Raw genomic sequence first — 13,484 nt, forward strand, 5'->3', positions numbered from 1 at the left:
AGCCGGGCTTCCGAAGCTGCCCGGGTCCTCGACGTGGATGGCCTGCAAGCCTCAGGCCCGCGCATCCTCCCGCAGCATAGCGACGCCCTTTTCGGCGATCATCATCGTCGGGTTGGCCGTGTTGCCCGAGGTGATGGCCGGCATCACCGATGCGTCGATGACGCGCAGGCCCGAAACGCCGCGCACGCGCAGGCGCTCGTCCAGCACCGCACCGGGATCGTCCTCGCGCCCCATCTTCGCGGTTCCGACCGGGTGGAAGATCGTGGTGCCGAGGTTGGCCGCCGCTTCCAGCAGCGCCTCGTCCGAAGCTGCCGCCTCGCCCGGCAGGTATTCCTCCGGCCGGAAGCGGGCGAGTGGCGCCTGCGCCACGATCCGCCTTGTCAGCTTCAGCGCGTCGATCGCGACCTGCCGGTCCTCCTCCGTATCAAGATAGTTCGGCGAGATCATCGGCGCGGCGAAGGGGTCGGCCGAGCGCAGATGGACGCTGCCGCGGCTTGTCGGCCTCAGATTGCAGACGCTGGCGGTGAAGGCTTCGAAGGGGTGCAGGCCGGAGCCCCAGCTATCCAGCGAGAGCGGCTGGAAATGATATTGCAGATTGGCCGTCGCATAGTGCGGCGATGACTTCGCGAAGGCGCCGACCTGCGAGGGCGCCATGGTCAGGGGCCCGGTCCGCAGCGCCGCCCATTGCAGCGCCATCATCGGCCGGCGCCAGAGCTTCGCATAGTCGCCGTTCAGCGTCTTGACGCCATGGACCTTATAGACCGGCCGGATCTGCAGATGGTCCTGCAGGTTCTCCCCGACCCCGGGCGCATCGACCAGCGTCTCGATGCCGAACTCCTGCAGCCGCCTGCCCCCGCCGATGCCGGAGCGTTCCAGCAGCACGGGCGAAGCCACGGCGCCGGCCGAGAGCACGACCTCGCCACGCACCTCGACCTTGAGCTTCTCATCGCCATGACTGAACTCGACGGCCTTGGCCCGGCCGCCCTCGAAGACGATGCGCTCGACATGGATGCCCGTCTCCAGCCGGAGATTGGCACGTCCTTGCGCGAGCAGCGGCTTCAGGAAGGCGCCGAAGGCGCTGAGGCGCCGCCCGCGACGCTGGTTCACCTGAAAATAGGATGAGCCTTCATTGTCGCCCGTGTTGAAGTCCGGGATCTTCGCGATGCCTGCGGCTTCGGCCGCGTCGCGGATGGCGTCGAGGATAGCCCAGCGCACGCGCGGATGCTCGACGCGCCATTCCCCGCCCGCTTTGTGCAGCCCGCCGGCTGGCGGCCCGGCATGGTCCTCATGCCTGAGGAAATAGGGCAGTACGTCGTCCCAGCCCCAGCCGGAAAGCCCGCTCTGGCGCCAGCCGTCATAATCGGCGGCCTGGCCGCGCATATAGACCATGGCGTTGATGGAGGAGCAGCCTCCGACGACCTTGCCGCGGGGATAGGCCAGGACGCGCCCGCCGAGCCCGGCCTGCGGCTCGGTCTGGAACAGCCAGTCCGCGCGGGGATTGCCGATAGCGAAGAGATAGCCGACGGGGATGTGGAACCAGATCCAGTCGTCCGCTCCCCCCGCCTCCAGCACGAGGACCTTGTTGGCGCGGTCGGCGGCGAGCCGGTTGGCCACGACGCAACCGGCGGAGCCGGCTCCGATGACGACATAATCGAAAGTGCCGATCAGGCGGCGCTCGGAGGCATCGGCGGTGGACATGGCGTTCCCAAGGCTGTGTTCTGTCGTCCCGCTCATCATCGGCGGGTTTTCGGCAATCTGGCACAGGCGCGGCCGGCGGGACAGCGCGGGGATGCTCATTGGCGGCTGGGCATGCCCGCTCAACCCGCCAGTCGCCCTGCGTAAATCCTTGCTACGGAGGCCGGCGCCGCCTGTTGGCGTGACCCTCGCATGTGGCGGACTTGCTGCCGGGCGGAGCCTTGCCCCGTCACGCCCGGCAGCATAGAGCATCTTCTGTTGCGGAAAGGTCGATCCATGCCGTCGAAGATCATACCTGTCGTGATGTGCGGCGGCGCCGGGACGCGGCTATGGCCGGTCTCGCGCGATTCGATGCCGAAGCAGTTCATTCCGCTCCTCGGGCAGGATTCCACGTTCCAGCGCGCGATGCGGCTGGTGTCGGACCCGTCCGTCTTCGAGCCGGCGATCGTGATCACCAATACGGAATACCGCTTCACGGTGCAGGAGCAGCTCCAGGCGCTCGGCATCACCGCCCAGATCGTGCTGGAGCCGAGCCGCCGCGATTCCGCCGCCGCCGTCGCTGCCGCGACCGAACTCGCGCTCGCCCGCGATCCCAAGGCGGTCGTCGGCGTCTTCGCGGCCGATCATGTCGTCCAGGAGGCCGGTCTCTTCGTCGAGGCCTGTCGCAAGGCCGGTGTCGCGGCAGCTGATGGTCGTATCGTGACGATCGGCATCCCTCCGACCCATCCGGCGACCGGCTATGGCTATATCCGTCCGGGCGACGAGATCGGCGAGGATGCCCGCCAGGTCGCGGCCTTCGTCGAGAAGCCGGATGCGGCGCGCGCCGCGCAATACCTGCTCGACGGCTATTTCTGGAATTCTGGCAACTTCATCTTCGATGCGGTGACGATGCAGGCGGAGCTCGCCGCCTTCGCGCCGGAGGTGGCCGCGCCCGTGGCGGAGGCGGTCGCCGCGGCCAGGACCGATCTCGGCTTCCTGCGGCTGGACGAGAACGCCTTCGGCGCCGCGCAGAAGATTTCGATCGACTATGCCGTGATGGAGCGCACGAGCAAGGCCGCGGTCGTGCCGGGCCGCTTCGGCTGGTCGGATGTCGGCGGCTGGTCTGCAGTCTGGGACCTTGCGGAGAAGGATGCCAGCGGCAACGTCGTCGAGGGGCGCGGCTATGTGCTCGAGGGTTCGGGCAACCTCATCCGCTCCGAGGAGGCGCTGGTCGCGCTGATCGGGCTCGACGACGTCGCGGTGATCGCGACCCGCGACGCCGTGCTGGTCACGCCCAGGGCCAAGGCCGACAAGGTCAAGGAGATGGTGGCGCTGATCACGGCCGCGGGCGAATCCGAGGCCGGCGCCCATCGCGAGATCCAGCGGCCCTGGGGCAAGTATCTCTCGATCGATATGGGCGCGCGCCATCAGGTGAAGCGCATCACGGTCAAGCCCGGTGGCGTGCTCTCGCTGCAGAAGCATCATCACCGCGCCGAGCACTGGGTCGTGGTACGCGGCACGGCCGAGGTCACGCGCAACGACGAGACCATCATGGTGCATGAGAACGAGTCGATCTATCTGCCGATCGGCTGCGTTCACCGCATGGCCAACCCGGGCAAGATCCCGCTCGAACTGATCGAGGTGCAGGTCGGCTCCTATCTCGGGGAGGATGACATCATCCGCATCGAGGACATCTATAAGCGTGTCTGAGCACGCGCAGGGGTCTGCATGAGCTTCCGCAACATTCACGCCCACGGCCTCGTCCGGCTCGCCTGCGCCGCGCCGCGGCTCAAGGTGGCTGATCCCGCCTTCAACGTGGCGGAGACGCTGGCGCTCCTGCGCCGCGCGGATGAAGGGGGCGCTTCGCTCGCGCTGTTTCCCGAGCTCGGCATCAGCGCCTATGCCATCGACGACCTGCTGCAGCAGAACGCTCTGCTGGACGCCGTGCAGGAGGCGCTGTCGCGGCTTGTGGTCGAGAGCCGGACGCTTCGTTGCGTGGCCGTGGTCGGCGCGCCGCTCAGGGTCGAGGGCCGGCTGTTCAACTGCGCCGTCGCGATCCATCGCGGGCGCATCCTCGCGGCCGTGCCGAAGACCTACCTGCCGAACTATCGCGAGTTCTACGAGCGCCGCCAGTTCGCCTCGGGCGAGCGGGCGGGTGCACTTTACATCGACCTCTGCGGTCAGGAGGTGCCGTTCGGCACCGACATCCTGCTCGCCGCCTCCGACATTTCCGATCTCGTTGTCCATATGGAGATCTGCGAGGATGTCTGGACGCCGATCCCGCCCTCCTCCTACGCGGCACTCGCCGGCGCGACGGTGCTGCTGAACCTCTCGGCCAGCAACGTCACCATCGGCAAGTCGGACTGGCGCCATTCTCTCTGCAAGGCGCATTCGGGGCGCTGCATCGCCGCTTATGCCTATTCGGCTGCCGGCACCGGCGAGTCGACCACCGACCTCGCCTGGGACGGGCAGGCGATGATTTACGAGAACGGCATCCTGCTCGCCGAGGCCGAGCGCTTCGCCGCCGAGCCTCAGCTCATCCTTGCCGATATCGATCTCGAGCGGCTGGCGATGGACCGCATCCGCCAGAACACCTTCGGCGACAGCGCCGACATCCACCGGGACAAGCTCGGCTTCCGCCGGGTTGAGTTCGCTTTGGAGCCGGAGCTTCAGGTCGATCTCGGCCTGAAGCGCGAGGTCGAGCGCTTCCCCTTCGTGCCGAGCGACGATGCCCGGCTGAACGAGCTCTGCTTCGAGGCCTACAACATCCAGTCGCACGGTCTGCGCAAGCGGCTGGAGAGCACGCGCCTCGACAAGGTGGTGATCGGCGTCTCCGGCGGCCTCGACTCGACGCAAGCGTTGATCGTCGCGGCTCACACCTTCGATGCGCTGGGTCTGCCGCGCGAGAACATCCTCGCCTATACGCTGCCGGCCTTCGCCACCAGCAAGGACACCAAGGACAATGCCTGGCGGCTGATGCGCGCGCTTGGCGTCAGCGCCGAGGAGATCGACATGACGCCGGCCTGCCGGCAGATGCTGATTGATATCGGCCACCCCTTCGCCAGGGGCGAGCCCGTCTACGATATTACTTTTGAAAACGTGCAGGCCGGCGCGCGCACCTCGGTGCTGTTCCGCCTCGCTAACCGGCACAACGCGCTGGTGATGGGCACCGGCGATCTCTCGGAGCTGGCGCTCGGCTGGTGCACCTATGGCGTCGGCGATCACATGTCGCATTACAACGTCAACGGCTCGGTGCCGAAGACGCTGATCCAGCACCTCATCCGCTGGGTCGCCCAGTCCGGCCGCTTCGGCACTGAGGCCTCGGATGTCATGCTCGACATCCTCGCAACCGAGATTTCGCCGGAGCTGGTGCCTGGCGAGGGCGACAAGCCGGCGCAGAAGACCGAGGATTTCGTCGGCCCCTACGCGTTGCAGGATTTCAACCTCTACTACACGACGCGCTACGGCTTCCGCCCGAGCAAGATCGCGTTCCTCTCCGAGCATGCCTGGCGCAATGCCGCGGCCGGGGACTGGCCGCCGCATATCGAGGATGCCAAGCGCGTCGCCTACGACCTTCCGGTCATCAAGCGCTGGCTCGGCGTCTTCATCCGCCGCTTCTTCGAGACGAGCCAGTTCAAGCGCTCGGCCCTGCCGAACGGACCGAAGGTCTCCTCCGGCGGCTCGCTCTCGCCGCGCGGCGACTGGCGCGCACCCAGTGACGCCTCGGCCGCGCCCTGGCTCAAGGACTGGGAGCGGATTCCGGACTGAGCGGCGGAGCGATCGGTTCAGGCCATTTTCGGGGCAAGCATTGGCTAATCCCCGGCTGGCGACTGCCGTTGGTTCACGCCTGCCGGAGACTTGCTAGTTGAGGCAGTAGCTGACCGTCACAGCCTCCCGGCTCTGAACGGGGTCCGGCGTGGCGATCGTCTCGACCTGGCTGCCCTGACGGTGGACCATGCGTATCAGGCGCGCGCCCTGCATGTCGCGGATCGCAGGCTCTCCCCGGACGCTCGCATAGCAGCGGAACGTCGTGTCGTCGAAGTCGGGCGTCATGAAGTTCGTGAAGGGGTGCTGAACTCTCTTTGGCCGTTCCAGCACGCATTCAGCGTCGAGCGCCCTGGGCTCCAGGCCGGGCTTCGGTGTTGCCACCAGCACGGACTTGGTCGCCGCTCCGGTATCGAGATTCGCCATCTTCATGAGAACGCCGATAGTCGGGATGACGAAGAGGGCGGCGATGACCCGTTCTTTGATCCCGGGGCAGAAATCTGAAAAATCATCGTAGTTTGGCCCGGTGGTGTCAGCCGGGTGCCACCACTGCCACCAGGCTCGGACGCGCTTGGTGACGTTGCCGGCGACGTCTTCTTCGATCTCCTGAACGGTTCCCAGTTGCGGCAGCGATCGAGAGTTCCTCCGATGGCCGTCGAAGCCGATCCAGGTGGAGCACGCATACTCCCCTGCCACACCGTGGGCGGGCGCCCGGAAATCCGGAACTTTCCAGATCCCGATCATGAAGTCGAACGGTTGCCCACGGTAGGGCGATGAGATGACGGCTCCAGACCAGTTGCGGCTTGTCTGCAGGTGCCCCTTCGAGCTCGACCGGTTGTAGCCGGTGCGATGAGCGCTGATAGTTGACGGTCCGGGCCCGACATCCTTGGCCGTGCTCGATATCGCAAGCGCGTGCCAGAGCTCGAAAGATGGCGTTCCTCCGACGGGTCGGGGCGGCAGGCCGCGCATCAGGGCGTCCTTGGGGGACAGGGTGTCGACGTCGACGCCGTTTTCCAGCTTCAGGAACCGCTCTCTGCCTGCCGCGACACTCCGCAGAAAAGCCAGCAACTCCTGGTCCTGAACAAGTTCAGCCATCACCAGGGCTCCTTCTTGGCCTCTGCGACGACTTGAAGGAAGGTCGGGCAGGTCTTGAGAATGTCGAGGAGCTCATCGGCCAGGTTTTTCCCGGCAGCACTGTCTGTTGGGAAATGAAGACCTGCGATCTCTCGATTCTTCGCAATTCGATCGGCGAGCACCCTGAGTGCTTCGGTGAGCGGACCGTGATTGCCCGGGATCGCTCCGTGAGGGGTGGTATCGATCACGAAAGAACCGGACAGCGCAAAATCCAGAATGATAAATACCAGATGTGACTGTGTGGCGTGTCCGCTTGGCCAGGAGGGATGCGACGGCACGGATAGCGGCGGAAACAGGGCCGGGCAAACGGTGGAAGGGCGAGCGCGCTTTTCCTGATACTTGAAGTACATCACGGCGACTGTGGCGACGACTTCTGCAATGTGGAGAAGGGTTCGTGTGGCTGGGCGCGAACCGGGCGATATTTGCAGCAGGCCGGCAAAATAGCTGAGAAATTCTCCATTTTGGGAAAGGATCTCGCCGAGCGCATCCGCCCTGTTATCTGTCGCCATGACAAGTAATTTCGCTATTTCGCCTGCTGGGTCATGCAGAGGATCGGCAGCGTCGCCGTTGTGGTCGACCTTGAGATTGAAGGCGGTCCAGGTCACTCGCTTCAGGAATTCAGCCAGAACAAGCTGAGCCCGCCACTGAGCGCCCCAGCGTTCATCCGGGAATGTCGGAAGCGGGGTTGTCGTCGGCGCAGCGTCGCCTCCCGCCTCCAGCACGAACGGCCAGTCGATGCGGTCGGCAAAAACCCAGCCATCCACGGCCACCGAGCCTCCCGCGTTTCCGGTGTTTCCAGTATTGCCGGTGTTTCCGGTATTCCCCGTGTTTCCAGTCATCACCATCCTCCCGCCGCGTTCGGATGTTCAATCTGGCAGGCCGGCGCGGCGCAGCCTGTCGAGAAAATCGCTCCTGATGGTTCCCGGTAGTGGCGTCTGGTGCCCGAACGCGCTCAGGCGGAAAGCCGGATCGAGCTTGAGGAGCCGGGCGGCGTGAGCGCTCGCCTCGTCCGGCAGCCCGAGTGCTACGAGGCTTGCGATCAGGCAGCGCACATTGGATGTGAGCCGCCCATTGTGGTTGTTGGCCCGCAGCGCCCAGCGCGCGGCCTCGTCGTAGTTCCCGTTCAGATAATGGGCCTGGGACAGGATATGCTCGTGATAGACGACGTGCGGCCCGCGCGGAGAAAGCTTCAGCCCTGTCTTCGCCCTGAAAACAGCCTCCGGGCCGAAGCCGAGATAGCCCTGCGTGACGCTGCTGAGCGTCCAGGCCATCGCGCAGCTCGGCCCGCATTCGAGCGCCCTGTCCTGCAGTTCAGCCGCCGTCTCGAAATCCTTCAGGAGATAGGAATGCACATGACCGTAGATCGCGAGCGCTAGGGCGTCGGTTTCATCGCGTGCGATGGCCGCCTCCGCGTGTTCCGCAGCCTCCGCGGTATCCGCACGGGGGTCTTGCGACCAGCCCTGTCCGACGCGAAGGAGGTGCCAGTAAGCGGAATAGGAATGGGCCGGCCCGTATTCGGGATCGGAGGCTATCGCGCGCTGGAGCAGCCCCTTGGCGCGCGCGAAGGCGGTCGGGTCCATCTGGAACAGTGGGTCCAGGGCCTGCAGCAGGTAATCATAGGCCGTGAGATTGGCGGGAGGCTGCCGCAAGGCCCGGCTGCGTTCACGTTCTCGGATCTGGGGCGCCAGCGCGCCGACCACGCGCAGGGCGATCCTTGATTGGAGATCGAACAGCTCGTCGAGCAGCCCCTCCTGCTGATCGGTGTACAGGACGACGCCGGTCGCAGCCTCGTTCAGTTCGGTCCTGATGCGGATACGTTTTCCCGAGCGCTGGATGCTGCCGTGCAGGATGTAGCGAACCCCGAGTTGGGCCCCGATCCGCCGAATGTCGCGCTCGCCCGAATCGAGGCCGATGCCCGCGCCGCGCGAGAGCACGAAGAGCTCCTTCAGGCCGGCGAGAGCGTGAATGATGTCATCGACAATCCCGCTGGAAAAATAGGACTGATCGGCCGGGGCGCCATGCTCGACGAAAGGCAGGACGGCAATGAAGGGTCTCTGCTCGGTGCCCGGCGCGTCTTCACCCAGCCGACGCTCGCTTGGGTCGCCAAAGCTCAGGCTGACCGCCTCGACGGGCCGGCGGATATTGCGCAGGGGCAGCTCGCCGAGATCGTGCCGGTGCACGTCCGGCGCCGGTCCCACCATTTCGGCAAGCTCGCGCGGCAACACGATTCCGCCGGGCAGGGCGAAGCTCTGCAGGCGGGCCGCGATGTTGACGCCGTCGCCATAGACATCCCCCGGCTCGACGATCACGTCGGCGACGTTCACGCCGATCCGAAGCTGGATGCGCTCTGCCGCCGATGCGCCTTGCGCGTCTCGGCTGGATGCTTGTTGCACGGCCAGCGAACACGAGATGGCATCTTGCGGCGTCGAAAAGGTTGCGATGAAGCCGTCGCCGGTGCTCTTTACGAAATGGCCGCCATAGGTAGCGATTTCGGGTTCTATTACCTCGCGCCGGAGGGCGGATAATCGTGTGTAAGTTGCCTCTTCGTCTGTTTGCATGAGGCGTGAGTAGCCGACGACATCAGCGACAACTATTGCAAGTTGCTGCCTGTTCATTGGCTTTTTCCGCCGGATGAAGATTAATTCGGTAGAGGCGCTCTCGGTAGCCGGTCGGGAAATGTGGACATGAGAGGTCCGCGCCGACCGTGCCGATGAAAGTGCGCCGCACGCGCGAAAGATGCAAGGCGATCCGCGGTCATACGCGCGCGGAACGACGATGCTTCTAGGAGAGCCGCAACGGAGGTACGCTCCCAATCTTGCTCATTTGCGGCTTGAGCCTCGTGGAGATACCCCGACAGAAAGGCCCCGCGGCTCCCACCGCCGGCTGATCGCTTCGAACGCCCGAGAGTTCAGGCGTCCTTGTCGGCCCCCACCAGATCCGCGCAGTGCCGCAGCACGTCCGCGCCGGTCTCGTTCCAGGTCGTGATGCCGCCGGCCATGATGACCTGGACGAGCCCCTCGGTCAGCTCGGGCAGGGTGAGGCCGGCGCGGATCGCGTTGGCCGCATGGTTGCGCGCGCCGACCTTCTGGCCGATCAGCGTGTCGAGCAGCGCGAAGATCAGCTCCTTGGTCTTCAGATCCAGCGCGCCGCCCTCGGGCCGGTCCCGCATGATCGCGCTGCGGATCAGCCCATAGCCGGCGAAGGCGGCGGGCGCATGCTCGGCCAGCAGCTTGAAATTGTCAGGCACCCTGCCGGAGGTGGCTTCGAAATTGGCGATGCCTGCCTTCGTCGCCGCATCGATCAGATCGTCATTCATCGTAGCCACCCATCCTGCGCCGCCGTTCCGTCGCGGCGCTGTCAGGGTCAGCATGTCCCTGCGCCGGGCCTCGATCAAGCCGAGCGCGCGCAGGACGGGGCGGCGGGGCGTTCGTCCCCCTCCGTCAGAAGTTCACGGCGAGCCTTGCGGTTCCGCCGAGGCTTCGGGTGCCGGCGGAGAGTTCGCTGTCCATACGAATGCCAAGGGAGACGCGTTCGCTGAGCCGGGCGTCGAGGCCGGCAGCGATCAGCGCGCTGTCCTGGTCCGGCCTGGCGCCGCTGGCGGAGAAGCTCGCGCCCGGCAGCACGATCAGGCTGGCCGTGAGGCCGGCATCGCGCTGGAAGTAATGCGCCCAGGCCACCCGCACGAAGCCCGTGACCGGCACAGCGCCGAAGCGCGCGCGGCCGTCGAGCTGCACGCCAAGCTCCGAGCGGCTGGTCATGTCGTCGCGGCCGGCGAGGCTGAGCGCGGCGGCATTGCCGCCCGGCCCGGCCCGCTCCACGACGGCGGGGCTGCTCACATGGCTGGCCTGCAGCGCCGCCAGCGGCGAGAATGTCAGGCCGCCCCAGCTTGCCAGCTGCGCGCTCGCCTGCAGCCGCCCGCTCCAGACCGTGCTGGCATAGGACGATGTCAGCGCATTGCCGAGCGCCGGCACGGCACGATGGACGTCGTTGTCGAGCCGGGCATAGCCGCCGGCGGCGGCAAGATCGACCGGGCCGATCCGGGTCAGGCCGTAGAGGCCGGCCTGGAAGACGCCACTCTCGACCTTGCCGGCCCCGCCGGAGAGCGAGGCGCGCACCTGTCCGAGGCCGAGCGCGACGCCGGCGACCGTGCCCGGCGCCAGCAGCACATCGGCGCCGACCGCCAGATGCGCATCGTCGAGCGTGCGGTTGGCCGATCCGACGCTGCGCTCGCCCTCGGTGCGTCCGCGCGCGCCGAAGGTCGCGCCCCAGAGTGAGAAACGCGCCGGATCGAAAGAGGCAGGCCCGGTGGCGCTGCGCTTCGAGGGCAGGTCGGCGGTGAAGCCCGCCGCGCCGTTCGGGCCCCCGGAGGCACCGGCCAGGCGGCCGCGGCCGTTCGGATCGAGCATCGCGCCGAGGAACTGGCCGGCGGCCTGGAAGCCGAGAGCCGTTACGCCGGCATGGGCCTCGCCGGAAAGCTGGTTGACGGCGGCGCCGATGCTGCTGGCCGGCTGGTTGTAGAGGTTGAACAGCGGCGAGGCATTGCCGCCATTCGCCACCGCGCCGTCGATGGCGGAGGCGACCGCATAGGCGTTGGCCGGTGCCGTGGCGCCCATTGCGGTGAGTTGGCGGGGCGACAGCGTCAGCAGCACCTCATTGCCCGTATAGCTGACCTCGGTGGCGATGCCGGCGCCGAAGGCGCTGTCGACCGCGCCGAAGGTGCCGCTGCGCCCGCCGGCTGCCGAGAGCAGGGTATAAGGGCTGTTGAAGCTGTAGGAGCCGCCGAGCGGCACGAGCTGCAGCGTGCCGGCGAGGCTCGCCGTGCCGGTGACGTTGACGCGGTCGGCCACCGGGCCTTGCACCTCGGCGAGATAGGTCGCGCCGGCGCCGAGTGTCAGGTTGCCGAGCACCGTCAGCGTGCCGGGCGAATTGCCGGGCGACAGCGTGCCGTTGACGGTGAGCGCCCCGATCCTGCCGGCGCCGCCGATCGCGCCGCCCGCGTCGACGGTGAGCGCCGAATGCTCGATCGAGCCGTTCACCACCAGCGTGCCGCCGGAAACCGTGGTGGCGCCCGTATAGGTGTTGGTCCCGTTCAGGATCAGCGTGCCGGGCCCGGTCTTGGTGAGCGTGCCGATGTCGGAGATCACGCCGTCGAACGTCGAGCTGCCGCTGAAATTCGCGACGATCGCGCCGGCGTTCTCGATCCGCTCGGCGAGCACCGTGCCGGCGGCCCCACCATTGCCGATGCGCAAGGTGCCTGTCGACGCGATGATGATGCCGCTGCCGGCCGCGACCTCAAGCGTGGCGCCATTGGCCACGATCAGTTCGCCCGAGCAGACGCAGCCGACGAGAATGTCGGAATCCGATCTCAACCGTGAGCCGGACCCGGTGACCGTGACCATGCCGTCTTCAATGAAGAGCCCGCCGACCCGCATCGAGGCTCCGTCTGCCACCGTGAGCGACGAGGACAGGCTGGTCGAGCCTAGGACGTCCATTGTCGCCGCAACAGTCGCGGTGGTGCCTGCACCGGTCACGATCATGGAACCGTCCAGCACGCGCAGCAGGCCCGCGAGGTCGGGGAGATTGAGGGTGGCGCCGCCGGAAATGCGCAATGTGGAATCCGAGACCAGCACCGCGGCGGCTTCCATGCTGGCTGCCGGCCCGGCAACCTCCAGCATATATCCGGCCGAACCCGCCACGAGGAGGTTCCCGCCGATGATGCTGGTGCCGGTCAGCGTTTGCGATCCGCCCGTCCCGCCGACGGTCAGATTGCCGTCGCCATTGTCCCGGATATGACCGTCGAAGCGGAGGGCAGCCCCGCTGCCGATGATGTCCAACCCCGAACCGGCTCCGAGCGTCACCTGCCCGCTGCCCGTCGCCCCGCTCAGCCCCGCGATCTCGCCAGCGACGCCGTCCGCGATCTTCAGCTCTGCCGCCGTAGCGACGGTCACGATGGTCGCGGTCGGCAGTGCCGATGCGTTGTCGACCAGCAGGGTGCCCCCGAGGATACGGGTCGCGCCGCCATAGGTGTTGGCTCCCGAGAGGGTCAGCGTCCCGGTGCCGGTCTTGGACAGGCCGCCAGCGCCGGAAATGACGCCGGCGAACGTTGTGTTGGTCGCATCGCCCACTGTCAGGCCGTTCGACCCCAGCGTGATCGTGCTCGCGGCGTCGCCCGTGATCGACGCGATGCCGATGCCGCCGCCCGCATGGGAAGCGATGTCGAGCTGCGCGCCGGTCAGGGAGATCGAGGCGAATCCGCCGGACGAGAAATCAAAGAAACCTACGATCCCGCCGTTGGATGTGATGGTCGCGCTGCTTGCTCTGGAGCCGCCGTAAAAGGACAGCGTTCCGCTGTTGGAAATGATCGCGCTGCCAGCGGTGGCGGTGTTCTGGAATTCGAGCGTGGCTCCGACGTCATTGAACAGCGTGGCGGTGCTTGCCGAACCGCCCAGGAACTGGGTCGTTCCCAACAGATTGTCCAGCCGCACGACCGTGCCTGAGATGTCGAAGCCGCCCGTGATCGTGAGCAGGTCGTTCGATCTGTTGGCGAAATTGTAGCCGGCGCCGCCGCTGACCTGCAGCGTGCCGAGATCCAAGGCCGTGTAGATGGCGATGTCGCGGTTGGCCACAGCTGCCCCAAAGATCGCCGTCGAGGCGCTTCCGACAGGCGCGGCACCACCCGTCCAATTGCCGCCGGTCGTGTAGGAATCGTCACCGCCTGCGCCGGTCCAGGTCGCGGTCTGCGCCAGCGCCGGCGCAGCGGCCAACAGGCCGGCCAGCGAGGCGCCCAGCATCAACGCAGTTTTGCGAGGGAATCTCTTCCGGTCGGGGCAGGGGTGATGCGCCGCGGCGTCCTGGAGGTCGCGAGACAGCAAGGAGAGGCAGGCCATTCTCTTCCAGATCCACGCTACGCC

At 66.8% G+C, this 13,484-nt stretch carries 8 protein-coding genes; 2 read left to right on the forward strand and 6 right to left on the reverse strand.

Annotated features, from left to right (window positions below):
* Nucleotides 1–51: 51 nt before the first annotated feature.
* On the reverse strand, nt 52–1,698 hold the full coding sequence (locus tag BoBH3_RS18855) for a GMC family oxidoreductase (RefSeq protein WP_262332377.1): 1,647 nt from the start codon (nt 1,696–1,698) through the stop codon (nt 52–54).
* A gap of 273 nt (nt 1,699–1,971) precedes the next feature.
* Here BoBH3_RS18855 and BoBH3_RS18860 point away from each other — a divergent pair, with 273 nt between their 5' ends.
* Both BoBH3_RS18860 and BoBH3_RS18865 read left to right on the forward strand, forming a co-directional pair.
* Nucleotides 1,972–3,384 carry a mannose-1-phosphate guanylyltransferase/mannose-6-phosphate isomerase gene (locus tag BoBH3_RS18860; RefSeq protein WP_262332378.1) on the forward strand — a complete coding sequence of 471 codons (1,413 nt, stop codon included), beginning with the start codon at nt 1,972–1,974 and terminating at the stop codon, nt 3,382–3,384.
* 18 nt (nt 3,385–3,402) lie between these two features.
* On the forward strand, nt 3,403–5,442 hold the full coding sequence (locus BoBH3_RS18865; RefSeq protein ID WP_262332379.1) for an NAD(+) synthase: 2,040 nt from the start codon (nt 3,403–3,405) through the stop codon (nt 5,440–5,442).
* A 93-nt stretch (nt 5,443–5,535) separates the two neighbouring features.
* Here BoBH3_RS18865 and BoBH3_RS18870 read toward each other — a convergent pair whose 3' ends face one another.
* The 5 genes from BoBH3_RS18870 to BoBH3_RS24505 form a co-directional block, all read right to left on the reverse strand.
* The gene (locus BoBH3_RS18870) at nt 5,536–6,534 is read right to left on the reverse strand and encodes a G1 family glutamic endopeptidase (RefSeq protein WP_262332380.1); all 999 of its coding nucleotides are present in this window, start codon (nt 6,532–6,534) and stop codon (nt 5,536–5,538) included.
* Nucleotides 6,534–7,412 carry a phosphatase PAP2 family protein gene (locus tag BoBH3_RS18875; RefSeq protein WP_262332381.1) on the reverse strand — a complete coding sequence of 293 codons (879 nt, stop codon included), beginning with the start codon at nt 7,410–7,412 and terminating at the stop codon, nt 6,534–6,536. Before BoBH3_RS18875 ends, BoBH3_RS18870 begins: the two co-directional genes overlap by 1 nt.
* Nucleotides 7,413–7,439: 27 nt before the next feature.
* A complete protein-coding gene (locus BoBH3_RS18880; RefSeq protein WP_262332382.1) occupies nt 7,440–9,386 on the reverse strand; it encodes an adenylate/guanylate cyclase domain-containing protein in 1,947 nt (648 codons plus the stop codon).
* A 95-nt stretch (nt 9,387–9,481) separates the two neighbouring features.
* On the reverse strand, nt 9,482–9,889 hold the full coding sequence (locus tag BoBH3_RS18885) for a carboxymuconolactone decarboxylase family protein (RefSeq protein WP_262332383.1): 408 nt from the start codon (nt 9,887–9,889) through the stop codon (nt 9,482–9,484).
* A 124-nt stretch (nt 9,890–10,013) separates the two neighbouring features.
* The gene (locus BoBH3_RS24505; protein WP_316045116.1) at nt 10,014–13,364 is read right to left on the reverse strand and encodes an autotransporter outer membrane beta-barrel domain-containing protein; all 3,351 of its coding nucleotides are present in this window, start codon (nt 13,362–13,364) and stop codon (nt 10,014–10,016) included.
* Nucleotides 13,365–13,484 lie beyond the last annotated feature (120 nt).

Source organism: Allobosea sp. BH3, from assembly GCF_025499465.1.
Taxonomy (GTDB): Bacteria; Pseudomonadota; Alphaproteobacteria; order Rhizobiales; family Beijerinckiaceae; genus Allobosea.